Raw genomic sequence first — 25,110 nt, 5'->3', positions numbered from 1 at the left:
TAACTACTTAGCATTTTTTGTAGTTCAGGAGCACAAGCTTTGAGAAAGTTTTTAATATTAACCCTTAGCTTGGCTTGTGCTTACTTCTTTACAGGATACTTTAGCAACTCACTTCTTTCTGTAGATGGCTATGCGGTCGCCTCCTGGCCGCCCTCAGGAATTGCTTTAGCGAGCTTTTTAATTTGGGGACGTAAGTCATTTATTGGCCTTATTATTGGGGCTTTTTGTACTAACTTAATTCACCTTGAACGCACCGTAGATATTTTTCATTTTATTGTGCTTTTACAAGCTATAGGCATTACTTTAGCCTCTGTTTTACAGGCTTGGATTGGCCGACAAATTATAGTGAATGTTATAAAAGCGCCGTTGGATTTATCTTCTTTAAAACACAGTGTTCAAAGCTTAATAGTAGCGGGGCCAATATGTTGTGTTATTGCTGCAGGTGTAGGAACAAGTTTATTAGCATTGAATAATGTGATTCCGACCAATGCTATTTTTGATAACTTTATAGCATGGTGGATTGGCGACAGTATTGGCGTACTTATATTTACACCTTTAGTACTCGCCGCTTTTAATTACACACAAGTACGCCACCGTATGCTGGTAATTTTACCCTCGCTATTAATTTACATACTGATCAGCGTTAGTTTTTATGGCGCTGCTAGTGTTAAAAAAGAAAAAGATATTCAAAAGCAAGAAGCCAAAATACTTTCTGTGCAAAATGCTATAAGCCAAAAGCTCGATGGTATTACTGCTCATTTAGGCTTATTAGCTACATATTTTGCTAGTAGTAGTGACGTGGATTTTAAAGAGTTTAAACAATTTACTTCAAAGCAGTTGGGCTACAGCCAAGAAATTCTGGCTTTTGAATGGATACCTTATATACCAGCAAATAAACTCGCAGATTTTGAAACACATGAAAATCCAGCCACAGGCAAACCTCTATATATAAAAGAAAAGTCACTAGATGGAGCTTGGCAACCAGCAGGTACGCGTAGTAATTACTTTCCAGTAAAGTACGTATATCCCTTAAAAGGTAATGAAGATGTTTTAGGGTTTGATTTAGCTTCTAGTAAAGTAAGAGGTGCAGCGCTTAGCAAAGCGAAAGAGCTTAATGAACTTGCACTAAGTGAGCCAATTAACTTGGTCCAAAATACAGCCGAACACGGTGTGCTTTTTTTATATCCTGTTTTTAGAGAGTCCTCTACCGAAGATGATTTTCAAGGCTTTGTGGCAGCGATAGTCAGTCTGAAACGCTTATCGCAAACACTATTATTTGATCACAACAACTCAATTTCAGCTAGTTTTTTTGATACAACGGTATCAGGGAAAAAGCAGGCAATTTATATTGCAGATACCGCTAATTCGCAAGCGCTATTTAAAGAATATCAATTGTTGATTGGCAAACGCATGTGGCAGGTTGAGTTATATGAGCCAATAGTTAGAACGTCTTGGTTAGTATATTGGCTTGCACAAATAGTAGGTATGTTGTTTGTGTGGTTACTGATTACATTTTTGATTTCAGTTACTGGTACAAACATACAAATTCGCGAACAAGTGGCCAAGCAAACACATACACTACGCAAAGAAAAACAAAAAGCAGATGAAGCGAGTCATATAAAGGGGCAGTTTTTAGCAAACATGAGCCACGAAGTCCGCACCCCTATTAACGGTATAAAAGGGCTGCATTATTTAGCGCTCCAGCAAAACGATTGGCAACAAGCTAGAAGTTACATAGAGCAAGCAGATGGGGCACTTGGTGTTTTACTGAGGGTATTAAACGATGTGCTCGACTTTTCAAAAATGGAAGCAGGCAAGCTAGACTTAATGCAAGAGCCTATTAATGTAGCGAGTTTAGCGGATGAAATGCTTAATTTACTTCAGTTTGATGCTGACATTAAATCAATAAAGTTAAGTCTCGATTTTGATAAAACATCAAATTTGGTCATTAATACCGATCCAATTCGCTTAAAACAAGTGCTGCTGAATCTGCTCAATAATGCGGTTAAATTTACAGGGGAAGGTGAAATCACTCTGAAAATTTGGCAATCGAAAAAAATGACTTATTTTAGTATTAACGATACGGGTATTGGTATTAGTAGCGAAGCACAGAAACAATTGTTTAAACCGTTTGCACAAGCTGATAGCTCAACCTCACGCCAATATGGTGGTACAGGCTTAGGATTAAGTATTTGCAAAAAACTGGTTGAGTTAATGGGTGGTGCAATTGATTTAGTTAGTTATGAAGGTAAAGGCTCTACATTTACATTTAGTTTGCCGCTAATATCGCCTTTACCAAAGGCAGAGCAAATTCAGCAGCAATACAACGAAATAGACGTAAGTACATTATCATTTACAGGCTATAAATTACTTTTAGTAGAAGATAATCCACTTAATCAGCATGTTGCTAATGCTATTTTAAAAACGAAAGGCTGTATTGCCGACATTGCTAACGATGGTTTTGAGGCCATAGAAAAGCTAGCCGAAAATAGCTATGACATTGTTCTTATGGATATTCAAATGCCAAAAATGGATGGACTCAAAGCAACAAAAGTAATTCGTCGTGATTTAGAGTTAATTGATTTACCCATAATAGGGCTATCGGCGAACGCCCATGACGAGGACGTTAAAAAGGCACTAGCCTGTGGAATGAATGGTTATATTACCAAACCTATTGATGCAAATACGCTTTTTAAAACTCTTTGGCATCACTTATCAGGAAAATAAGCTGTATCATTTTTTTGCACAAAAAGCAGACATATGACCGCTAAAACTTACCGCAAATCATATAGACTTGAAAAATAACTGTATCTGCGTATCATGCGCGCAAATTTAACTAAACTGGGTTGCTATTATGATCAATAGAAAATTACCTTTGCTAGATATTCACCGCCATTTAGACGGTAATGTACGTGCGCAAACCATATTAGAACTTGGTCGACAGTTTAATATAGAGCTACCTGCAGATAACGTTGAAGCATTAATCCCTCATGTTCAAGTTATTGATCCTGAACCAAACCTCATGGCTTTTTTACAAAAGTTAGATTGGGGAGTTACTGTGCTTGGCGACTACGATGCGTGTAGACGTATCGCAATTGAAAACATTGAAGATGCACAAGCACAAGGTCTTGATTATGTGGAGCTTCGATTTAGCCCTTACTACATGGCACAAAGCCAAGGTTTACATCCAGAAGGCGTTGTAGAGGCAGTTGTTGATGGTATTAAATCAGCAACAAAGGGCGCAAATATAAAAGCTAACTTGATTGGTATTTTATCGCGTACTTATGGCGTAAAAACGTGTCAAAAAGAGCTTGATGCATTACTCGCATTTAAAAATGATTTAGTCGCTGTTGATTTAGCCGGTGACGAAATTGGCTTCCCGGGTGAGTTGTTTGTAGAGCACTTTAAACAAGTACGAAATGCGTATTTAGCTTCGACTATTCATGCTGGAGAAGCACTTGGCGCTCCAAGTATTTGGCAAGCAATTAATGAGTTGGGTGCGAGCAGAATAGGGCATGGCGTTAAAGCAATTGAAGATCCAAAACTAATGGATTATTTACGCGATAACCGTATTGGTATTGAGTCATGCTTAACAAGTAATATTCAAACCAGTACAGTAAACGATTTAACTAAGCACCCACTTAAACAGTTTTTAGATCATGGTATTTTAGCGTGTATTAATACTGATGATCCTGCGGTTGAAGGTATTGAAATTGAGTATGAATATACCGTTGCTGCACCTAAAGCAGGCTTATCTCAAGCTGATATGGAAAAAGCCCAAAAAAATGCGTTAGAAATAGCATTTTTAAGCGATGGCGATAAAAAAGAACTTTTAGCACTCGTTAGCGCACGTTAATTTAAGAGCATTAAAAATGCCGCTTTATATAAGCGGCATTTTTGTATCTGCAATTTAATGTGTTTGGCAGCTTATGTAATTATCGTAAAGCGCTTTAAGTACGTCTGCTCGGCTGATCATACCGATTACTTTAACACCCTCTACAACAGGGTAGTTTTTTGGTTTACCAGGCTGCATCTGCTGTGCAAGCTCAATAATGTTGGTATCGCCGCTAACGGTCACTACCTCTGTTTGCATAAGCTGCGAGACTTTAACCATCCCATCACAAAAATAACTGCTTTGCGTAAGTGGTTTTAACAGCTCTTGCTCTGATATAAATCCAACTAAGCATTTATCTTTATCAAATACTGGTGCGCCAAGTAGTTTAAATTTTTGTAGTTCTGCTATGGCTGTCGTCATTTCTGTATCTGGTGTGATATTTGGCAACTTGCGTTGCATAAAATCTTTTACTTTTGTATTTAGCATTTGGGTCTCTCCCGCTGATGTTCTATACAAAGTATGGTTTATAGATAGGGATTTAGGAAATTGTTTATATTGATGGAGTTGATAGGTTTTAACTATTAAATATTTGTTGTTATAAAAATAAAGGCACCGATTAGGTGCCTTTATTTATAACTGAAAGTAAATTTCAATTATTTGATAAATGCGAATGCATCTGCGTACATGTTTTCACGAATTGCACCATGAGTAATAAAGTCATCACGGACAACACCTATCATGTCAAAACGACCTGCCATATAAATATCGTATGGTTCTAGTGACACAATATCTTGCATTACTGCTTTGTGTACATAGCCAGTGTGTCCTTGCCAATTAGCAGATGGATTTTCTACTACAGGAATAAACTTAAAGTTCTCATGGCTATCTGCCCATGTTTGCATTTCTGTATGTGCATATAAAGCAGACTCTTCTTTTACGCCCCAGTAAAACAATACAGGGCGGTCGCATTTTATTTCAGCTAAATGATCAGCCATTGATTTTGCGTATGAAAAACCAGTACCACCGGCGAGTAAAATAATAGGGCGCTCACATTGCAGGCGCAACTGTGAAATACCCAAGCCAGCTTCAATGTCTACTAACTGCCCTGTGGTATGGGCGTTTCGTAAATGCTCTAACGATTGCATTGCATACGAATCGGCACCTGAGGCGCCAATATGCAGTTCTATTGCATCGCACTGTGAAGGGCGACTAGCTATAGAAAAAGCACGTTTGTCTTTTTCGCCTAATACGAGTTGCATGTATTGGCCAGCTTCAAAGGTCACAGGTTGTTGTGGCTTTAAAATTACTTTATGAACAAATTCTGTAAGTGGGCTGATAGCTACAACTTCAGCTTTTAATGTTTGCATTTTTTACCTTTTAGCAGCGCTTGTAACAGCAGATACGCAATCGAATAGCTAGATTCTAGCATATCTGCAGGGTTATTTTATAGCCTGATATGTACTTACATATAAACACTTAAACAATATTAAGGCTTTCCCAAATATCATCTACACGGTCTTTGGTGTCTTTATCCATAACAATAGGCTCGCCCCATTCGCGGGTGGTTTCGCCAGGCCATTTATTGGTAGCATCCATTCCCATTTTTGAACCAAGACCTGAGACTGGTGATGCAAAATCGAGATAATCAATAGGTGTGTTTTCTATTAATGTTGTATCACGCGCTGGATCCATTCGGGTTGTTATAGCCCAAATAACATCTTCCCAATCGCGGGCGTTAACATCGTCATCGCAGACGATTACAAATTTGGTGTACATAAACTGACGTAAGAACGACCAAACTCCCATCATCACGCGCTTCGCATGGCCTGGATATTGTTTTTTCATTGTTACAATCGCCATACGATATGAGCACCCTTCAGGCGGAAGGTAAAAGTCGACAATTTCAGGGAATTGCTTTTGTAGTATCGGCACAAACACTTCATTAAGTGCCACACCTAAAATAGCAGGCTCATCAGGCGGACGGCCAGTAAATGTGCTGTGATAAATAGGTTCTTTACGATGCGTTAAATGAGTGACCGTCATTACTGGAAAGTCATCGACTTCATTATAGTAACCGGTATGGTCACCATAAGGGCCTTCTGGCGCCATTTCACCAGGCATTATGTAACCTTCAAGTACTATTTCTGCACTGGCAGGGACTTGTAGGTCATTTGAAATAGATTTTACAACTTCGGTTCTGCTGCCACGTAATAAGCCAGCGAATGCATATTCGCTTAGAGTGTCAGGTACAGGCGTTACGGCACCTAATATAGTGGCAGGATCGGCACCTAATGCTACCGATACAGGGTAGGGTTGCCCTGGGTTTTCTTTGCACCATTCTTGAAAATCAAGCGCGCCACCACGATGTGACAACCAGCGCATAATTATTTTATTTTTGCCTAATAATTGCTGGCGATAAATACCTAAATTTTGGCGCTTTTTATAAGGCCCTTTGGTAACTGTAAGGCCCCAAGTAATTAATGGTGCTGCATCACCTGGCCAGCAATGCTGAATAGGTAATTTAGTTAAATCTACATCATCACCTTCTAAAACTACTTGTTGGCAAGGCGCTTTTTTAACTTCTTTTGCAGGCATATTAAGCACTTGCTTAAAAATAGGTATAGCGCCTAGAGCTTCTTTAATACCCTTTGGTGGATCAGGTTCTTTTAAAAAAGCGAGTAGCTTGCCCACTTCGCGAAGCTCGCTAACATCTGTTTGGCCCATGCCCATTGCTACGCGTTTTGGTGTACCAAATAAGTTGGTAAGCACCGGCATATCGTAGCCTTTTGGGTTTTCAAATAATAACGCAGGGCCTTTTGCACGCAATGTGCGATCAGATATTTCGGTCATTTCAAGATACGGGTCGATTTCTTGGGTGATACGTTTAAGTTCGCCTTTTTTTTCAAGCAAATCGATAAAATCACGTAGATCTTTATATTTCATTGTGGGCCGCTATTAAGCAAAAGAGTTAAAGTATTATACCCATTTCATGCAAGGCAAGTCATTACTTGCACTTAAAACTTAAAGCGCTCTACGGCACTCGTTAAAGAGTGTGCAAGTTGGTTTACGTCTTCACTTTCGCTTGCTAGGGTTGTCGCATTTTGGGCATTCAAGGTTGCTTGCTCTGTCACCTTTGCCATTATTTGTTGAATGTCGCCACTGTTAGTCAATTGCTCATGTGATGCATGAGCAATTTGCTCACTCATCTGATTAACAGACAACAATGTGCTTTTAATACGCTCTACGGCTTTATTTAGTTCAGTGCTGTTTTTAACACATTGCTTGGCTTGGTGTTGGCCATCAGTAATGTGTTCTTGAGTTGTTTTAGTGTGTTGTTGCAATGTTTGGATCATGGTGTTTATTTCGCTAGTCGAGGTTTGTGTACGTGCAGCTAATGATCGAACCTCATCAGCAACTACAGCAAACCCGCGTCCGTTTTCACCCGCTCGCGCTGCTTCAATTGCAGCATTAAGTGCAAGTAAGTTAGTCTGCTCGGCAATGCTACTAATTGTTTCAACAATGGCTTCAATAAGCTGAGTGTACTGTGCGAGTTCTTCTGTGCTGCCTACTGCTTTATCAAGACGCTGCAATAAAGTTTCTATACTTAGACTATTTTGATTAGCAATCTCGTTTACATCATTTGCAAATTGCGATGCGTTTGTTATTTCACTTGATGTTTTATCTGCTTGTTCATAAACCGCTTGTGAGTTGATTAGCATATTGTGTGCAAGCGATGTTGCCTGCGCGCTTCGCTCTAACTGCTGTTGTGCAACAACCGTCATTTGCTGACCTTTTTCACTGGTTTTAATAGCGCTGCTGTCTAGTTCGTGGGCGTCGCTACTAATTGCACCAATTAGGTTAGTAAGGTCTTCACTGAGTTTATTTATGTTATTTAGCAAAGTACCAAATTCATCCTTACTACGTGGGTGGCTTCGCTTTGATAAATCACCTGAGGCGATTCGGGCTAAATCGCGGTTTACTTTTTTAAGCGGTTTTAGCATTGCGCGAGTTGTAAAAATAGAGATAGCGATAATCAATATAATTAAAACAATCGTAATAATTACTACAGAACTAATCCCTGTATTTATGGCGGCCTTTGCATTAGTTTGTAAGGCATTAAAGCGCTCATCAGCCAATTTATTAAGTTCAATAAGCTGATCTTCTGTTGTTATAAATTGCTGTTGAAAGTGTTCAAAATTTTGAGCCGCAGCAATAGTACTTTTGAGTACTTTATTTTGTTGGGCATAAATTCCTGTATCGTTGTTAAGTAACTCTCTTAATTGATTAAACTTAGCCGTTAAATTTTTAGCATTAAACGCATTATTAAAAGGTAGCGCTTGTTGCTCTAAATAGGTGAAATTAGGTTGGATGTTATCTAGTAGAAATAGGGTATCTTGCTGATGGCTATTTAAATCATTGATACTTGTAGTTTGAGTAATGCTTTTTATATTATTGCTTAAGTTAAACAATAAATCGTCTATACGGGTCGCTGTTCCAAACATAGCATTAAGTAACGCCTGCTGTTTTACAGGCACTTCTAAAAGTTCTATATCAAGTAAGTTAGAACTTAAATTGTAAAGTTGCTCGTTAAACGTTGCTGATAATTCTATGGTGGAATTTTGCGCTACAAACTTACGCTCTTTAGCGCTAAACATTGCGACACTTACTTCAGTCAGTTGCTCGAAACCTGCGTTGGTACTGGTGAGTAAATTTTGCATTGTTATTTGTTGATTTAGTTGAGTGCTTAACAAATTGAGCATATCGCTAAATTGTTGTTGCTCAACTTGCGCCTGTTTTTTATTTTGTTGAAGTAAATCAAGGTTTGCTTGGCTGTAAGCTAAGGCGTTAAATTTGGTAATAGACAGTAATGATAGCCTTAAATCTTTGCTGAACTGTTGTACCGGAACCGCTAATTTTTCGGTTCGGGTATTGTTAACGCTAATTTTGTTTAATGACCAATAAAAAAATACACTACTTGTTAGCACCAATATGCCAATGGCTGTAAAGGCTAAAATTATTTTATGTTTGATCGCAATTGAACGCATAACTTCATCACAATAATGGGTCTTTAATTATTGTAGCATTATTGTAATTTATTGGTTGTTTTTATGTTAGGCCTTGGTGCACTGTCTTTTTTTACCTGCAATGATTAACATGGCTTCATTGCCCTTACCCCAAAACAGTACCTCTTCATTTATATATTTATTCCCTGAGGCACTTTTTTCGTGATTAAGTACATGCACTTTATTGTTAAAGATAAGTTCGGCTTCAGAATTGTTAATGATGTTGAGTTTTACGCTCTCATCATCGCATTGGTAAGCAGTACTGGTTTTTAAATCACTACAAGCGGTTAAGCTTAGTAAAATAGCGATTAATGCTAAATATACTTTCATTTTTCCTCCCATCTTCTTTAAGCGTTAGTTAAAACATAGGGCAAAATTTTAATCTAATGTAAGAATAACAAAGCAAAATTAACCGTTGGTGAAAGTAGCGCTTTAAGTTATGTTTATAGCAATATTTTTTGAGCTCGGAAGCTTTATGGCAGGCACTAACCTTTTAACGTTATTAGATGATATAACCACTTTACTTGATGACATTGCGACAATGAGTAAGGTAGCAACAAAAAAAACAGCAGGTGTATTAGGCGATGACTTAGCGCTCAATGCACAGCAGGTTACAGGTGTAGCAGCAGAGCGTGAATTACCGGTTGTTTGGGCTGTGGCAAAGGGCTCATTTTTAAATAAAGCGATACTCGTACCCGCTGCTTTATTAATAAGCGTATGGCTGCCTTGGTTAATAACACCGCTTTTAATGATGGGTGGTTTGTTTTTATGTTTTGAGGGAGCTGAAAAAGTATTTGCTAAGTTTTTGCCTCATAACAGTGAAGCGGTAGACGAGGGTGAGAAATTAGATTTAGTTGAGTACGAAAAACAAAAAATAAAAGGGGCAATAAGAACCGACTTTATTCTTTCTGCCGAAATTATTGTGATTACTTTAGGTACTGTGGCAGGTGCTACATTGCTTAATCAAGCTTTAGTGCTTTGTGTTATCGCAATTATAATGACGATTGGCGTTTATGGCTTAGTGGCCGGTATTGTAAAGCTGGATGATGCCGGGCTTTATTTACTCAACCAATCAAAGGTAACAGCTAATAAATTTAAAGAATTACTTGGGAAAGGCTTACTCGCAGCAGCGCCTAGGTTGATGCAGTTTTTAGCATTTGCGGGCACCATCGCGATGTTTTTAGTAGGTGGCGGGATTTTAGTACATGGTGTTGAGTTACTGCATCATACTCAAGTCGATGTAACAAACTATGCCCAATCTGTTGCTGGCGGTACAGGAGAAGTATTAGCTCCTCTATTGTTTGATGGTTTGCTAGGCGTGATTGCTGGCTTAGTTGTCGTGCTTATACATGTAGGTTATACAAAGTTATTTAAAAAATAATTCCAAGCTGGCGTACTTGTTGCGCCAGCTATATTGAAATTCACTCATTCACAGTTAGCTATTTTACAAAGAGATTCCAATTCAAATTGCGCTTTAGTATTTTTTTGCTCAATGGCCTTTTTGTACCAATAAATAGCTTGCTGTGGATCCTGATCTATTCCCTGACCATCACGATACATTTGCGCTAAATTTAATTGCCCCCATTGAGAGCCTGCTTCAGCAGCTTGTTTAAAGCTATTAAGTGCTTCAACAAACAAACCATCTTTAAAATAAATAATGCCTTGTTGATTGTTTTTATCGAGCTTTAAGCCTTTATATAGTGGCTTAGGTTTGGGAGGATGCATCACAAACCCACCATAAAGGATGTTGGCATAAGGGCGCAGTACGTCGTAAATAGCTTCGTCTTTATACAAACGCTTTACTTCATCACGAGGGAGGGTGATCGTTTTAGTGGAAAAGTAATTGTCTTGAATTAGCTGGCTAGTACGCATTGCCAAAGTAATACTATTATTACGTTTATAGCTGTAGTTGCTTATCTGAAAGGTAATAAATTGTTCGTCAAAATTTAAAACTTGAGCAATTCTTAAATTGGTTAAGGTCCAGGGCTCGTGTGTAAATTTGTCGGCGTGTACTAAGTAAGTATCATATATTTTAGGCGTATTTAAATAGCCTTCCTTTCGAGTCTCGCTATTAAGGTGCTGTTGATAAAAAAATAAAACAATCCAAAGTAATAAAAATACACCAATAAAGTATTTAGGTAGGCTTAGTTTTTCTATTAACGGTAGTTGCGTTATTTTTACAGGTTCGCTTTTTCCGCATTGATAGCACTCGCGTTTATAACTTAATTTTAAGGCAAACATAGGTAAAATACTAAACCGTAAATAGCGGCTTATATTTACTAAATGATAGGCGTCGCTTTGACAATGAGGGCAGCGTGTTGTTTGTGCAAAATATGGAAATGATTCACTCGTGTTGAAAAGTAACATAAAGCACGCTCCTTGTTTAATTACCTAAAGGTAAAACAAGAAGCGTGTTAGTTAAAGCTACAAACTGTAAGTAAGTATGTCTGTTATTACTTATTTTGAGCTTTAGGCTTAATTGTTGTTTTTGCATCAGCAGCCATTAGAGCAAATACAGCGTATGCAGCGGTATTTTGACGAAGCTTAGTAGGTGTTACTTTATCAAGCGTATCGTCAGCTGTATGGTGGTAATCAAAGTAATCTGTTCCGTCTTGAGAAAGTTCAAAAATAGGTGCTGAGGTTGCTGCTTTAAGTGGAATTAGATCAGGGCCACCATTCGCTTGGTTTTTACCAATATGCTCAATATTTAACGGCGCAAGTTCTTTTGCAATAGCACGCACTACAGGAAGTGACTCTGCGCTTACGTTCGATTCAAAAGCATATACAACATCAGCGCCAAAATCAGACTCAGCTGCTGCAACAATATTGCTTAGCTCGTTTTTATGCTTTGCAAAATAGGCTTTTGCACCCCAAAGGCCTAGCTCTTCGGCTGCAAAAAGTACCACACGAATACTGCGCTTAGGACGCTTTACATCGCTAATATGTTTAGCGGCTGCCATTGTTAGCGCAACGCCTGCACCGTCATCTAGCGCGCCAGTCCCTAAGTCCCAAGAATCTAAATGCCCGCCAATTAATACATATTGCTCAGGGTTTTCGGTACCATTAAATTGGCCAATAACGTTATAACCTGTGCCTTCACCAAGGCTTTCGGTTTGCACATTAATATTTACCGATACGTCTTTATCTAAAGCAATGAGTCGTGCAATCTGATCGGCATCTGGGTTAGCAATGGTTACATTAGGTATTTTTGTAACACCTTCTTTGTAGTAACTACCGCCAGTGTGTGCAAAACGATGATGACCAGTACTTACCGAGCGCATCATGTAGGCAACAGCGCCTTTTTTAGACGCTTCTATAGCGCCTGTGCCACGTGCTTTTACAGCAGGTCCGTAACCATTCCCATCTATATCGCGGTTCATGCGGTAATTAATATACGCAATTTTACCTTTTAGGCTATTTGCAGGTGCTGCAATTAACTCATCAAGTGTTTCGAATAAGACTACTGGCGCTGTGATCCCATCTTTAGGCGTGCTTATACTGTTACCTAATGCAGTTAAATGTAGAGGTTGCTCGCTTGGTGTTAGTATTTTTCCGCTTTCGCTATAACGGCGCCATTCAGGAAAAGTCGCTTCTTCAAGCCATACTTTATCAAAACCAAGCTCATTAAATTTAGCTTTAGCCCATGCCACTGCTTTTTTATCATTTTCAGTACCAGGTAAGCGAGGGCCAACCTCAGTTGTTAATGACTCTAGTAATTTATAGCTTAGATCACTATTTAGCGCAGAGGTGCGCACTTCATTGACTTGTTGTAATTGCTTTTGGGTAAATTCGGCGTTGTTAGCGTTTGCAGCCATACTGCTAGTAAGCAGCAGTGCGGTAATTAATTTTTTCATTTGGGTAAGCCTTTTTAATAATTAGCGCTATTAGAACATGTAACAAACATGATAAAAAATAGATGAGATGAATAGGCTTTGTAATAGGTTTAATGCTGTTAGGTATAAAAGTTTAGATATAAAAAAGCCCGCGTAAATGTACGCGGGCTATCTTTTAACACTGTTATTTAAGGCATTTATTTAAAAGCTAAATTGCGCTGCTAAACGAAGATTTGTGCCCTCGCCAACAGTTACATTACTCGTGCCGCCACCACCTAAATAGCTTTTATCAAATAAGTTTTCGATGTTAAGACGTAAATTAATATCGGTATTGCTTAAGTTAAACTTATAAGTGGCGCCAACATCAACACGTGTATATGCATCTTTAGTAATTGTATTATCGCTATCTGCAAAGCGCTCGCCTTCGTAAAAAGCGCCAGCGTTAATGGCAATGGCGTCGTTTAATTCATAACGAGTCCAAAGTGATGCCGACCATTTTGGTGCATCGGTAGGGCGTTTACCTTCCAATACTTCATCGCGTTCAAAGTTAGCATCTAGATACATAGTTGATGCCATAACAAATAAGCGGTCGGTAGCAGCACCTTGTGCGCTTACTTCAACACCTTTATGGCGTTGTTCACCCACTTGGTTTGTTTCACTTGTGAATGAGCCAATAGGCGTCTCAAGCTGTTCGCTAACAAGTGTGCCTTCTTTACTAATATCAAAAATTGCACCTGTAAGCAGTAAACGGTCATCAAATAATTGCCATTTAATACCAATCTCTCTTTGCTCTGAGGTAATGGCATCTAGCTTCATGCCATTATTTACATCGGTTTCATCAATCAGAGTTTCACTACCTTGAGGCTCAAAACCTTCTGAGTAACTTGCATATATAGTTGCCGAAGTATTTGGATGATAAAGCACACCTACCTTTGGTACAAATGACTCGTTATCTGCACCTTCTCGAGTTTGCTTATCGTAACGGCCACCTAGCGATAATTGCCATTGTGGTGAGAACGAAATTAAGTCCTGAACGTAAATACCGTAATAGTCGTATTCAGTTTCGCTTACTGTATCATCTGTTTTATAACTTACAGATGGGCGTGATGGTTCTGCTTGTCCTGCAGAAAAATCAAAGTAGTCAGCAGAAGTACGGCGTTGCCCGTAGTAGTAATCTAGCGAGTTTGCGCCAATTAAAAACTGATGCTGTAAGCTACCTGTTTTAAATTCACCAATAAAATCAATAAATGCAGTTTTAAATTGCCAATCGTCAAAACGGTCGTAAGGACGAGATTCATAGCTGTCACCTTCAGCAAAGCTACTAGGCATGCGAGGTGCTGACTCAAAGCGTTGACGTTCAAACGTTTGTTCGTTATAGCCAAGTTTTACTTGCCAGTTATCGGTTAAAAATACTTCTAGGTCTACACCTAGGTTTTCTACGGTAATATCGGTAAACGCCCAAGACATATCACGGATTGTTTTATCGCTACCAATTACATTAGCATTATCGTCTATCCATGCGCCAGTATCTAAACCTGCTTCGTCATCTGTGCGGTCGTAATGCACACGTACTAATGCGTTATCGCTAATATCGTAATCTACAATTAAAGCACCTAAAAAGCGGTCGCGTTCACGATTTTCACCGTTTTGGTACTCACGCCAGTAGTCAACGTCTTGCTTTACTAAAATCCCGCGAGCACGTAAATCTTCCGATTCAGTCAAGGCACCTGCAGCATCAACCATAAAGCGGGTTGAGCCATGCTGATCTACATCGGCACTGGCATTAAATAGTGTTTGTGCTGTAGGTTTTTTAGTTACCATGTTAACCAAGCCACCCGGGCCTGACTGACCATATAAAATACTTGATGGGCCTTTAATTACTTCAACTTGCTGCAAAATTTCGATTGGTTGCTGATAGTGCGACCAATGCTGATGACCGTCGCGTAAATAACCTGTCGATGAGCTCAGCTCAAAGCCGCGTAAGTTAAATACCTCACGATTTCGTTGTTGTGAGCCTGCAGTTAAGCTTGCGTCATTTGTGAGTACTTCGCCAAGTGTAGTGGCAAGCTGTTCGCTAATAATAGTGTCGGTTATTACAGTGACAGATTGTGCAGTTTCAAGTAATGAAGCTGATGTTCTCATTGCGCCATTAGCGTTATCTACTTTGTAATCGTTAAAGTAGCTACCCTTTACTTCTATGCGTTCAAGGTCGGTAGTGTTTGCATATGTGCTTGTCGTAATGCTTGCTAATAGAGCTATGTAAATAGAATTCAGTTTCATTAATTGCTTCCAGCGCAGGTATGTAAAAAACAATCGCGATCTTAATGCAAACTACTATCATTTTCAACACCTTTCATTAACATGTTTTATAATGTGTTTGTTAATGGTTGCCAATTACGAATTCTGCTATTATAAGCTGCATATTAGTGGGGCTTTCTCCCATGTTATTTTATTGCTATGGAACTTACTGTGACTTCAACTGCTTTTTCATCTTTGGCTTTACCGGCTGGACTCGTTGATAACTTATCAACCCTTGGCTATGCCCACATGACACCTGTACAAGCGCAAAGTTTGCCGCCTGTACTTGCTGGTAAAGACATCATTGCTCAGGCAAAAACCGGTTCAGGTAAAACTGCTGCGTTTAGCTTGGGTGTGTTAGCTAAATTAAATGTAAAACGCTTTCGTATTCAATCTTTAGTCTTGTGTCCGACTCGTGAACTTGCCGAGCAGGTTGCAGTTGAAATGCGTAAATTAGCGCGCGGCATTCATAACATTAAAATATTGACGTTATGTGGTGGTGTTTCAATTGGCCCGCAAATAGGTTCACTTGAACATGGTGCGCATATTATTGTTGGCACGCCAGGGCGTGTTGATGACCATATTCGTAAAGGTACTCTACGTTTAGATGATGTGGAAACATTGGTGCTTGATGAAGCCGATCAAATGCTTGATATGGGTTTTCAAGACACATTAGATGCAATTATTGAGCGTATTCCACAAAATCGTCAAACATTGTTATTTAGTGCTACTTTCCCAAGAGCTATTGAAGCAATTGCTAAGCGTGTACTTAAAAATCCAGAAATGGTTAAAGTAGAAGAAGAGCAAGCCAAAAGCACAATTAAGCAGTACTTCTACAAAATGGATAACAATAAGCAGCGCTATCCAACGCTTAAGTTATTACTTCTTAAATTTACACCACAAAGCTGTGTTGTATTTTGTAATACCAAAGTAGAAACTCAACAAGTGTGTGATGATTTAGCTGACGAAGGCTTCAGCGCTGTTGCATTGCACGGTGATTTAGAGCAACGCGATCGTGAACGTACGCTAATTCACTTTTCAAATAAAAGTGCTTCAATACTTGTTGCAACCGATGTTGCTGCACGAGGTTTAGATATTGATGACATGGATATGGTTATTAACTACCATTTAGCACATGACACGCAAACACATGTTCACCGTGTTGGCCGAACTGGTCGTGCTGGTAAAAAGGGCATTGCTTGTTCTATTTATGGTGAAGCTGAAGCATTTAAAATTGCACAAATTGGCGATCATTACGAGCGTGATATTACTCCAGAGCAAATGCCGCCGTTTAATTTATTAGATAAACCGCCGTACCGCCCTGAAATGGTTACTTTGATGATTGATTCAGGTAAAAAGCAAAAAGTACGTGCAGGCGATATTCTTGGTGCTCTAACAGGTAAGGATGGGGTTGCAGGTCGTCAAGTAGGTAAAATTAACGTACTTGATAACGTAGCATTTGTTGCTGTTGAACGTAACTCATCAAAACCAGCACTTCGCAAACTAACCGAAGGCAACATTAAAGGGCGTAAAATACGCGCTCGTCGCCTTACTCGTTAATTTAAACCGCTAAATTAACAAATTAGCGAGCAGCTACCTTTAGCTGCTCGTATTGTAATTTTATTTTTTTAAACTTAACTTCACAACCATTTGGTTTATCTGGGTGCATCTGTAATGCAAGTTGTCTCCAGCGCTTTTGAACGTTTTTAAGAGTGAAATTTTCGGGTAACTTCCACTCTAAAGCCAACGCTTTAAATTCATTGTCATTTAATACTTGTTGTGGTGATGTCGTTTTAAACTGACGCCAAAAACTATTCAAAAGCTCATCAATTTTCTCTTCACCGGTATCGTAATTACGCCAATCTAAATAATAATCTCGCAAATTTTCGTTCGTTGTTACTAAACTATTATCTTCTTTTTCTAAAAGCTCGATATGCAGAGTTGAAATGAGTAAACTTTGAGGGCGTAATTGTGCCTGCAGTTGGTACAATGCATTCATAATTAAAAAGTTACGTTTAAATAAATCTCGTTCAGGGCTTTTATCGAGTGTTGTTATTGCGCTGCGGTTTGTCAGTTCTGCTGCTAAAGTATGAACTTGCCAAACCTGCCTTGTTAATATCAGCTCAAAAATCTCATCAATCAGTGGGTTAAGCATTGTTTAGGCCCTAGTAGTTAGTGTATCTTCAATAAAGATTACACTGATATAAGTAACGGTTTGAAGGATTAAAATTATGCTGGGCAAGTTTAAATGCCTCTTATTTACTATATGCTGTGTACTAATAGCTCCTAGCTATGCCCAAAATAGTGATTCGTTATTTGAGCAATTCAAAAACGAAGTGCAGTGGGAGCCTAAATTACAATTAGCAAATACGTTACTTGCTAATCAAAACGTTTCTAAAAAAGAGCGTGTCGCTGTTTATTCGGCATTAGGTAATAGTGCGTTATCGGCTGATAATTTTAAAGAATCTTTACACTATTTTAAATTATTAGAAAAAAACACTTCAGATACTTTCTTTCCTGACGAGCACTTTCGTGCAATAAAAATGCAAGGTGTAGCACTTTTTTATCAAGGCTTATTTCAAAAGGCCATAAGTGAATATACCCGCACCCTAGTATTAGCTGAAAAAAATGAACAACTACTTGAACAAGCAAATTTACTAAATAATATTGGTTTGGCTTATTTTAATATGAATAAGCTAGGCGATACCCTAGAGTTTTACTTAAAGGCAAAAGCTATTTACGAAGCGCACGGTAGTGAGCAAGATCAAACCGACATATTACTTAATATAGCAGGCGTTTATATACGCTTATCACGCTACGATAGTGCATTTAGTCTTTATCAAGATGTACTTAAAGTTTATCAGCGGTTAGATGATAAAAGCGGTATTGCGCAGGTATACAACAATATGGGTGTTGCTCATATGGAGAGTAATCAATTTGACTTAGCACTTCATTATTACCAGCTAGCGCTGCGTTATTATATTTCAGCCAATGATTACAATAAGTTATCTACGCAATATACCAACTTGGCAAATACTAATTTAGTGTTAAAAAAAGTAGATGAAGCGTACGAGCAAGCTAAATTAGGTGAGTACTATGCGCTTAAAATAGGTAACCATAATTTAGAGCTTAATGCGCTACATGCGCTTGGTAAAATTCAGTTTGTTAAAGGCAACTTAGAAGAGGCGAAAATAAGTTTAGATAGAGCTATTTCACTTGCCCACGAATATGGCAGTGAGCGAATAATTAGGGAGGGTTTAGGGACTAAAGCACTACTTGAAGCCAGTAAAGGCGATTATTCAAGCGCAATGGCCTTGCAACAAGAATACATTAGTGAGCTACGAAAACTCAGAAGTACAGCAATTATAAATGCATTAGCGGTACTTCAGCATCAATTTAAAGCAACACAATTAAACCAAGAAATAGAAAAACTTAAACAAGATCGACGTGTGCAAGAGCTAAAAATGTCGCAGCGTTCTCAGCTTACTTTATTCTCTTTTTTACTATTACTTTTGGTTGTTGTAACTGGTATTGCGCTTTACCGCCGTGGCGCAGAAAAACGCGCTAAGCAGCAGTTAACAGAGCAAGTTACGCAGCGCACTGCCGAGTTACAGGCAATAGCACAGGAGCTAAGAGAAGCTAACGATGTTAAAAGCCAGTTTTTGGCCAATATTAGCCACGAAATCCGCACTCCACTAACGGCTATTTTAGGGCAAACAGATGCTTTAATTAATGAATTATATGAGCCTGAGTCACTTAAAGATGAATTAAGAGTAATTCAGCGCCATAGCGACCATTTAAAAAGCTTAATAAACGACGTGCTCGATTTAAGTAAAATTGAAGCTAATAGGTTAGAGTTAAATATTTCGTGCTTTGATATTGTAGAGCTTGTAAATGACGTACATGCAATGTTTATCACTCAAGCAAAAGCAAAAAATTTACGCCTCATTTTAGACAATCAAGTGGGTAATGAGTTTTACACTAAGCTGGATTTAATACGCGTAAAACAAATTCTTATAAATTTATGTGCTAATGCTATTAAGTTTACTCACGCTGGCCAAATCATTATTGCTTTAAATAAGAGTGAACAAGGGCTAGTGATTATTGTAAAAGATACCGGTATTGGTATGAGCTCTAAACAGTTAAAGCTTATTTTTGAATGCTTTAGCCAAGCTGATAACAGTATTAGCCGTCGCTTTGGGGGGACAGGGTTAGGCCTTAGCTTATCGCAACAATTAGCCGCGATGATGGGCGGTTATATCAGTGTACAAAGCGAATACAAAAAGGGCAGTCAGTTTTCGTTCTTTTTACCGTGCGCAGAAGTAAATAAATCGCAAAGCCTGATTGAAACTCAAAGTGCTCCAAAGGTAAATAAGCAATTGGCAGGGCGTGTTGTACTTGCAGAAGATCACCCTGATAATCGAAGGTTAATAAGCCGCTATTTACGTTCAATGGGGCTCGAGGTTATTGCCGTTGAAAACGGTGAGCAAGCGGTAGAGCAGTGCTTAAAAGAGTATCCTGATTTAGTGCTACTCGATATTCAAATGCCTGTGATGGATGGGCGTTCTGCTTTTCAGCTATTAAAACAGTGTGGTTTTGAGCGGCCTATTTTTGCTTTAACTGCAAATGCTATGAGTCATGAAGTGGATGGCTATTTAGAGTTAGGGTTTAGTGGTTACTTAGGTAAACCGATAGATAAAGAGTCATTTTATAAAGCGCTTTCCAGCCACCTACATAATGCAGAAGATCAGCCAATTACAAAGCAAAATGAAGTTGATATGAGCGATCTTGTCATTAGTTTTAAGCAAAGCTTTGCTTTGGAGAGTGAAACGATTACTCAGCATTTCATAAGTGAAGATTTAGCCGCGCTACAAAAAGATAGTCATCGCATTTTAGGAGCGGCGCAAATGTTTGGTTTAGATGAAATTGCGCAATCGGCTCAAAGTTTAGATAGAGCCCTTTTACGCAGGACCCAAAAAAGTAGTGCGAATGACTTTAAAGCGCTCGTTGATACGCTGCAGAGTGTACTTAAAAAGTATAACGAAAGTTAAACTGTGTTTAATCCAGACATAAAAAAAGCGCCTTAGGCGCTTTTTTTATTCAGCTAAAACGCTTTATTGGCGTCTCATCGAATCAAAAAATTCATCATTGGTTTTGCTCATCGATAGTTTATCGATTAAGAATTCCATTGCATCAATTTCTGACATGTCATGAACAATTTTACGTAAAATCCAAAGCTTTTGAAGCTCATCTGGTTTTGTTAGTAATTCTTCACGACGAGTGCCTGAACGATTAAAGTCGATAGCAGGGAATACACGTCTTTCCGCAATTTTACGGTTAAGGTGAAGTTCCATGTTACCAGTACCTTTAAACTCTTCGTAGATAACTTCATCCATTTTAGAGCCGGTATCGATAAGCGCTGTAGCTATAATTGTTAAGCTACCACCTTCCTCAACGTTACGTGCAGCACCAAAGAAGCGCTTAGGTTTATGTAATGCGTTAGCGTCAACACCACCAGTAAGTACTTTACCTGATGAAGGAATAACGGTGTTATAAGCACGTGCTAAACGAGTGATTGAATCCAATAAGATAACAACATCTTTTTTATGTTCAACTAGGCGTTTTGCTTTTTCGATAACCATTTCGGCAACTTGTACGTGACGAGAAGCTGGCTCATCGAACGTTGATGCAATAACTTCACCTTTTACTAGGCGTTGCATCTCTGTTACTTCTTCCGGACGTTCATCAATAAGTAAAACCATTAATGTTACATCAGGATGATTATGCGTAATTGATTGTGCAATGTTTTGAAGTAGCATTGTTTTACCCGCTTTTGGCGGAGCTACTAACAAGCCACGTTGGCCGCGACCAATTGGAGATGCTAAATCAAGTACACGGGCTGTAATATCTTCTTTACTGCCGTTACCACGTTCCATGCGAAAACGTTCGTTTGCATGTAGTGGAGTAAGGTTTTCAAAAAGAATTTTAGTTCGAGAGTTTTCAGGTTTATCAAAGTTAACTTCATTTACTTTGAGTAAAGCAAAGTAACGTTCACCGTCTTTAGGTGGACGAATAAGGCCTGAAATTGAATCGCCAGTACGCATGCTGAAACGGCGAATTTGGCTAGGTGAAACATAAATGTCATCTGGCCCAGCTAAGTAAGAGGCTTCTGATGATCTTAAGAAGCCGAAACCATCTTGTAAAATCTCTAATACACCGCCGCCGAAGATATTCTCTCCGCCTTTGGCATGGGATTTAAGAATGGCAAAAATGATATCTTGCTTTCTTAAGCGGGCTACGTTTTCGAGCCCCATGGACTCAGCTAAGTCTACAAGCTCTTTAATCGACTTGTCTTTTAATTCGCGTAAATGCATATTGGTGGGTTCTTTATTACAGTTGTCATACTCAAAATCGCTTTGATCGTTGAGTGAGGTTTGTTGAATATAACTAAGGATTAGTTGGCTTTATAAACTAGCAGTTCACTGGCAAAGCGTCCAGTCTTTATACAAAATAAATTTAAAAAAGGGCAAAAAAGCCCTTTTATTGTTCTAGCTTACCGTTAGATGTTGTTTTCTAAAAACTCGATAAGTTGAGTTTTTGAAAGAGCACCCACTTTCGTTGCAGCTACTTGGCCATCTTTAAAAAGAAGTAAAGTAGGGATACCACGAATACCAAACTTTGGCGGTGTGCCAGCATTTTGGTCAATATTTAATTTAGCAACAGTCACACGGCTGTCGTATTCATCAGCAACTTCGTGAAGAATAGGGGCGATCATTTTACAAGGTCCACACCATTCAGCCCAGAAATCTACTAGTACTGGTTTGTCTGATTGTAATACGTCAGCTTCAAAGCTATCGTCAGTAATTTGGATTATTTTCTCGCTCATTGCGCTCTCCGATTTAGTTAGGCGAAATATTTAGTGCGTATTTAAACACTCTTGTTTCTTATTGCAAGTTTAAACGTTATGCTTAAACGCTATGACTAAGACACATTTAACCGATAAAAAGTTTTCAGACTTTGCTATCGCACCGGAAGTGGTTGCCGGTTTAACCGAGAATGGGTTTGAATATTGCACACCTATTCAAGCAAAATGCCTACCTTTTATTTGTGATGGACGCGATATCGCGGGCCAAGCTCAAACGGGTACAGGCAAAACGTTGGCGTTTTTAACCGCCACGTGCCATCGGTTATTACAATCTAGCAAAGCACCTAGTAAACATCCAAGAGCCCTGATCATGGCCCCTACTCGGGAGCTTGCGATTCAGATACACAAAGATGCTAAAATTTTAGCGCCGCACTGTAATCTTAACTTAGGTTTAGTATATGGTGGCGAAGATTACGAAAAACAACGTGCACAACTAGAAAAAGGCGTTGATATTTTAATTGGTACTACAGGTCGCCTAATTGATCTGTATAAGCAAGGCTGTTACACCCTTAATGAAATTGAGGTAGTCGTGCTGGACGAAGCCGATCGTATGTTCGATTTAGGTTTTATCAAAGATATTCGCTATATGTTCGATCGTATGCCAGATACATCAAAGCGTTTAAACTTATTATTCTCTGCCACATTGTCGTACCGCGTACAAGAATTAGCTTTTGAGCACATGACAAACCCAGAGCATGTTCAAATTGAACCTGACGTTAAAACGGGTAAACGTATTCAAGAAGAGCTATTTCATCCTTCGCAAGAAGATAAAATTAAGCTGTTGTTAACCTTAATTGAAGAAGAATGGCCAGAGAAAGCAATCGTGTTTGCAAATACCAAGCATAGTTGTGAAACAGTATATGCTTGGCTTAAATCAGACGGTCATCGTGTAGGTATGCTTACTGGTGATGTTAACCAGAAAAAACGCCAAACTATATTAGCGCAATTCAGCAAAGGTGATTTAGACTTTTTAGTTGCGACCGATGTTGCAGCGCGTGGTCTTCATATTCCAGAAGTAAGTCATGTGTTTAACTTTGATTTACCTGACGATTGTGAAGATTATGTTCACCGTATTGGCCGTACTGGCCGCGCTGGTGCATCAGGCCACGCAATTAGTTTTGCATGTGAGCAATATGCATACAACCTGCATGAAATTGAAGAATATATAGAGCACAGCATTCCTTTATCTCATTATGATAAAACAGCATTGCTAGATGATTTAACTCAGCCTATTATTCAAAGAAAGCGCAACTATTCAACAGGTCCACGTAACCGTAGTAATAACAGCGGACGTCGCCCAAATAATAGTTACCAAAAAGGACGGTCGTAAGCGACCGTTTGTATATGTAGTAGTAACTAGAGGTTTTTGAACGGTGGGGCAACTTAAACCGCAAAAAAATGTGTACGCAGTTATTGATTTGGGCTCAAATAGCTTTCATATGCTTATTGCCAAATCAATTGCTGGCGGTCTACAAACAATTGGACGTGTTAAACGCAAAGTCCGATTAGCCGCAGGGCTTGATAAAGCAAACGTATTAAGTACTGAAGCAATGCAGCGAGGCTGGGAATGCCTTGCCCTTTTTGCTGAGCGTCTACAAGATATCCCAGACAAAAACATCACCATAGTAGCAACAGCTACCTTACGCTTAGCAACTAACGCCGAAGTATTTAAAAATCATGCCGAAAAAATTCTAGGTCATAACATTAATGTTATCAGCGGAGAATTAGAAGCGCGCACAATTTATAAAGGTGTTGCCCATACTTCATCTTGTACTGGCAAACAGCTTGTTATTGATATTGGTGGTGCAAGTACAGAAGTTGTAATTGGTAAAGCATTTGATGCCCTACATTACAAAAGCCTCAATATGGGGTGTGTTACCTATCTTGAACGCTATTTTAAAGATTGCCAACTAAGTAAGAGTAACTTTAACGCAGCAATAAAAGCGGCTCGTACAGTCATTGATGAAATTTCTCCAGAGTATAAAGCAGCTGGATGGGAAATTGCATCTGGAGCTTCTGGTACAGTACAAGCAATTCAAGAAATTATGGTCGCGCAAAATCTTGACGACTTACTTACACTTGAAAAGCTCAACACCATAAAAGATCAAGCAATTGCATTTAGCACTATTGCAGCGCTAGACCTTCCTGGGTTAAGTGAAGACCGTCGACTGGTATTTGTATCAGGACTTGCAATCTTAATCGCACTATTTGAATCTCTTGAAATAGAAAAAATGGGATTGGCGGGTGGAGCACTGCGTGAAGGTGTTTTATATAGCATGGTTCCGGAGTTTCATAATAACGACATTCGCAAACGCACAGTTGATGGGTTTATGAGCCGTTATCATGTTGATCAAAAACAAGCGTGTCGAGTTTCAAGCTTGGCAATGCAGTTAGCGCTGAGTATTGATAAAGATTGGCCAATTGAAAGCTTAAATGGGTTACCACTATTAAAAGCGGTAGCGCAGCTTCATGAGATTGGATTACTAATAGAGTATAAGCAGTACCATAAACATACCGCTTATATTTTGGAAAATACCGATATGCCTGGTTTTTCACAATCAGAGCATAAATTAATAGTAGCGGTAGCAGATGCACATCGATCTGATTTTCCAAAAGGTTGTTTTAATTCACTCGGCGTAAATAGTCTATTAGCGCAATATATAGTGAGATTACTACGAATAGCAGTCATTTTATCAATGCGCAGACAAGATGATGTACTGCCTAAGTTTGAGTTAACTGCTAAAAATGAAGTGTTAGACCTTAAGTTTGAAAGTAACTGGTTAAAAGATCATCCATTAATGGCCAGCGAGCTGCAACAAGAGTCTAAACAGCAAGGAAAACTTGGCTGGAAGCTCATAGTAAACTAATTAAAAAGGCCCATCAGGGCCTTTTTAGTGTTTAAAGTAACCATTTCGATGTAAATATGTGCGAACAGCACATTATTTCAAGTTTTCTTCAAAAAAGGGTTGATCTGTTTTTGGATCTCCCTATAATGCGACCCCACTGAGACGGGAAACGCCGAAGCATAGCAAGGCACGAACTACTCAGAGAGTTAAATAAAACTTCGGTTTTAAATCTTCTAAAAAGAAAGTTTAAAACAAAGTGTTGACTCGAAAAATAAAGGGTGTATTATTCGCATCCCTTGAGACGCTAAAG

General features: G+C 38.9%; 18 protein-coding genes. 7 read left to right on the top strand and 11 right to left on the bottom strand.

The genetic code is table 11. The features are described 5' to 3' along the window. Nucleotides 1–39: 39 nt before the first annotated feature. Complete coding sequence (locus H5118_RS13795; RefSeq protein ID WP_182749140.1) at nucleotides 40–2,727, top strand: CHASE domain-containing protein; 2,688 nt, start codon at nucleotides 40–42, stop codon at nucleotides 2,725–2,727. Nucleotides 2,728–2,854: 127 nt separating this feature from the next. After that, nucleotides 2,855–3,856 (top strand): adenosine deaminase, encoded by a 1,002-nt coding sequence (add, locus tag H5118_RS13790; RefSeq protein ID WP_002960964.1) that lies wholly within the window; start codon nucleotides 2,855–2,857, stop codon nucleotides 3,854–3,856. Nucleotides 3,857–3,910: 54 nt separating this feature from the next. Here add and H5118_RS13785 read toward each other — a convergent pair whose 3' ends face one another. From H5118_RS13785 to H5118_RS13765, 5 genes are all read right to left on the bottom strand, one after another. Further along, nucleotides 3,911–4,321, bottom strand: a complete 411-nt coding sequence (locus H5118_RS13785) for a CBS domain-containing protein (protein WP_024594621.1) — start codon at nucleotides 4,319–4,321, stop codon at nucleotides 3,911–3,913. A 167-nt stretch (nucleotides 4,322–4,488) separates the two neighbouring features. Next, on the bottom strand, nucleotides 4,489–5,202 hold the full coding sequence (gene fre / locus H5118_RS13780; protein ID WP_024594622.1) for an NAD(P)H-flavin reductase: 714 nt from the start codon (nucleotides 5,200–5,202) through the stop codon (nucleotides 4,489–4,491). Nucleotides 5,203–5,311: 109 nt separating this feature from the next. Continuing rightward, nucleotides 5,312–6,778, bottom strand: coding sequence for a 4-hydroxy-3-polyprenylbenzoate decarboxylase (ubiD, locus tag H5118_RS13775; RefSeq protein WP_182712540.1), 1,467 nt, complete (start codon nucleotides 6,776–6,778; stop codon nucleotides 5,312–5,314). Between the two features lie 71 nt (nucleotides 6,779–6,849). Next, a complete protein-coding gene (locus H5118_RS13770; RefSeq protein WP_182737822.1) occupies nucleotides 6,850–8,880 on the bottom strand; it encodes a methyl-accepting chemotaxis protein in 2,031 nt (676 codons plus the stop codon). Between the two features lie 66 nt (nucleotides 8,881–8,946). Continuing rightward, nucleotides 8,947–9,228, bottom strand: coding sequence for an MliC family protein (locus H5118_RS13765; protein WP_182696161.1), 282 nt, complete (start codon nucleotides 9,226–9,228; stop codon nucleotides 8,947–8,949). 145 nt (nucleotides 9,229–9,373) lie between these two features. Here H5118_RS13765 and H5118_RS13760 point away from each other — a divergent pair, with 145 nt between their 5' ends. Continuing rightward, nucleotides 9,374–10,279: a DUF808 domain-containing protein gene (locus H5118_RS13760; RefSeq protein WP_024605924.1), complete on the top strand. Its 906-nt coding sequence runs from the start codon at nucleotides 9,374–9,376 to the stop codon at nucleotides 10,277–10,279. Nucleotides 10,280–10,323: 44 nt separating this feature from the next. On the opposite strand, the gene H5118_RS13755 is transcribed toward H5118_RS13760, so the two are convergent. The 3 genes from H5118_RS13755 to H5118_RS13745 all read right to left on the bottom strand — a co-directional run bounded on the left by H5118_RS13755 (nucleotide 10,324) and on the right by H5118_RS13745 (nucleotide 15,011). Next, a complete protein-coding gene (locus H5118_RS13755; protein ID WP_182749139.1) occupies nucleotides 10,324–11,265 on the bottom strand; it encodes a tetratricopeptide repeat protein in 942 nt (313 codons plus the stop codon). An 86-nt stretch (nucleotides 11,266–11,351) separates the two neighbouring features. Then, nucleotides 11,352–12,752, bottom strand: coding sequence for a M20/M25/M40 family metallo-hydrolase (locus H5118_RS13750; protein ID WP_182749137.1), 1,401 nt, complete (start codon nucleotides 12,750–12,752; stop codon nucleotides 11,352–11,354). A gap of 180 nt (nucleotides 12,753–12,932) precedes the next feature. Next, complete coding sequence (locus H5118_RS13745) at nucleotides 12,933–15,011, bottom strand: TonB-dependent siderophore receptor (protein ID WP_182737943.1); 2,079 nt, start codon at nucleotides 15,009–15,011, stop codon at nucleotides 12,933–12,935. A 189-nt stretch (nucleotides 15,012–15,200) separates the two neighbouring features. Here H5118_RS13745 and dbpA point away from each other — a divergent pair, with 189 nt between their 5' ends. Further along, nucleotides 15,201–16,589, top strand: a complete 1,389-nt coding sequence (gene dbpA, locus H5118_RS13740) for an ATP-dependent RNA helicase DbpA (protein ID WP_002960948.1) — start codon at nucleotides 15,201–15,203, stop codon at nucleotides 16,587–16,589. Nucleotides 16,590–16,611: 22 nt separating this feature from the next. Here the strand turns inward: dbpA and H5118_RS13735 are convergent, their stop codons facing one another. After that, nucleotides 16,612–17,184, bottom strand: coding sequence for a DNA-J related domain-containing protein (locus H5118_RS13735; protein WP_002960947.1), 573 nt, complete (start codon nucleotides 17,182–17,184; stop codon nucleotides 16,612–16,614). Between the two features lie 76 nt (nucleotides 17,185–17,260). On the opposite strand from H5118_RS13735, the gene H5118_RS13730 reads away from it, so the two are divergent. Continuing rightward, nucleotides 17,261–20,080 carry an ATP-binding protein gene (locus H5118_RS13730; RefSeq protein WP_182749135.1) on the top strand — a complete coding sequence of 940 codons (2,820 nt, stop codon included), beginning with the start codon at nucleotides 17,261–17,263 and terminating at the stop codon, nucleotides 20,078–20,080. 63 nt (nucleotides 20,081–20,143) lie between these two features. Here the strand turns inward: H5118_RS13730 and rho are convergent, their stop codons facing one another. Both rho and trxA read right to left on the bottom strand, forming a co-directional pair. Further along, nucleotides 20,144–21,403 carry a transcription termination factor Rho gene (gene rho / locus H5118_RS13725; RefSeq protein WP_002960945.1) on the bottom strand — a complete coding sequence of 420 codons (1,260 nt, stop codon included), beginning with the start codon at nucleotides 21,401–21,403 and terminating at the stop codon, nucleotides 20,144–20,146. A 185-nt stretch (nucleotides 21,404–21,588) separates the two neighbouring features. After that, complete coding sequence (gene trxA, locus H5118_RS13720) at nucleotides 21,589–21,915, bottom strand: thioredoxin TrxA (RefSeq protein WP_002960942.1); 327 nt, start codon at nucleotides 21,913–21,915, stop codon at nucleotides 21,589–21,591. 91 nt (nucleotides 21,916–22,006) lie between these two features. On the opposite strand from trxA, the gene rhlB reads away from it, so the two are divergent. Further along, nucleotides 22,007–23,284 (top strand): ATP-dependent RNA helicase RhlB, encoded by a 1,278-nt coding sequence (gene rhlB / locus H5118_RS13715; protein WP_002960940.1) that lies wholly within the window; start codon nucleotides 22,007–22,009, stop codon nucleotides 23,282–23,284. Between the two features lie 43 nt (nucleotides 23,285–23,327). Continuing rightward, the gene (gene gppA / locus H5118_RS13710; protein ID WP_182749133.1) at nucleotides 23,328–24,821 is read left to right on the top strand and encodes a guanosine-5'-triphosphate,3'-diphosphate diphosphatase; all 1,494 of its coding nucleotides are present in this window, start codon (nucleotides 23,328–23,330) and stop codon (nucleotides 24,819–24,821) included. Nucleotides 24,822–25,110: the final 289 nt, after the last annotated feature.

The organism is Pseudoalteromonas sp. SR41-1 (assembly GCF_014164015.1).
In the GTDB taxonomy this organism is placed as follows: domain Bacteria; phylum Pseudomonadota; class Gammaproteobacteria; order Enterobacterales; family Alteromonadaceae; genus Pseudoalteromonas; species Pseudoalteromonas distincta.
This window is presented reverse-complemented; position numbering and strand designations above follow the sequence as displayed.

Coding starts and splice junctions, on each gene's coding strand:
- H5118_RS13765 (WP_182696161.1), bottom strand. CDS start 9,228: ATGAAAGTATATTTAGCATTAATCGCTATTTTACTAAGCTTAACCGCT.
- H5118_RS13730 (WP_182749135.1), top strand. CDS start 17,261: ATGCTGGGCAAGTTTAAATGCCTCTTATTTACTATATGCTGTGTACTA.
- H5118_RS13750 (WP_182749137.1), bottom strand. CDS start 12,752: ATGAAAAAATTAATTACCGCACTGCTGCTTACTAGCAGTATGGCTGCA.
- H5118_RS13785 (WP_024594621.1), bottom strand. CDS start 4,321: ATGCTAAATACAAAAGTAAAAGATTTTATGCAACGCAAGTTGCCAAAT.
- ubiD (WP_182712540.1), bottom strand. CDS start 6,778: ATGAAATATAAAGATCTACGTGATTTTATCGATTTGCTTGAAAAAAAA.
- add (WP_002960964.1), top strand. CDS start 2,855: ATGATCAATAGAAAATTACCTTTGCTAGATATTCACCGCCATTTAGAC.
- fre (WP_024594622.1), bottom strand. CDS start 5,202: ATGCAAACATTAAAAGCTGAAGTTGTAGCTATCAGCCCACTTACAGAA.
- rhlB (WP_002960940.1), top strand. CDS start 22,007: ATGACTAAGACACATTTAACCGATAAAAAGTTTTCAGACTTTGCTATC.
- H5118_RS13755 (WP_182749139.1), bottom strand. CDS start 11,265: ATGTTACTTTTCAACACGAGTGAATCATTTCCATATTTTGCACAAACA.
- H5118_RS13745 (WP_182737943.1), bottom strand. CDS start 15,011: ATGAAACTGAATTCTATTTACATAGCTCTATTAGCAAGCATTACGACA.
- H5118_RS13735 (WP_002960947.1), bottom strand. CDS start 17,184: ATGCTTAACCCACTGATTGATGAGATTTTTGAGCTGATATTAACAAGG.
- trxA (WP_002960942.1), bottom strand. CDS start 21,915: ATGAGCGAGAAAATAATCCAAATTACTGACGATAGCTTTGAAGCTGAC.
- rho (WP_002960945.1), bottom strand. CDS start 21,403: ATGCATTTACGCGAATTAAAAGACAAGTCGATTAAAGAGCTTGTAGAC.
- H5118_RS13760 (WP_024605924.1), top strand. CDS start 9,374: ATGGCAGGCACTAACCTTTTAACGTTATTAGATGATATAACCACTTTA.
- H5118_RS13770 (WP_182737822.1), bottom strand. CDS start 8,880: ATGCGTTCAATTGCGATCAAACATAAAATAATTTTAGCCTTTACAGCC.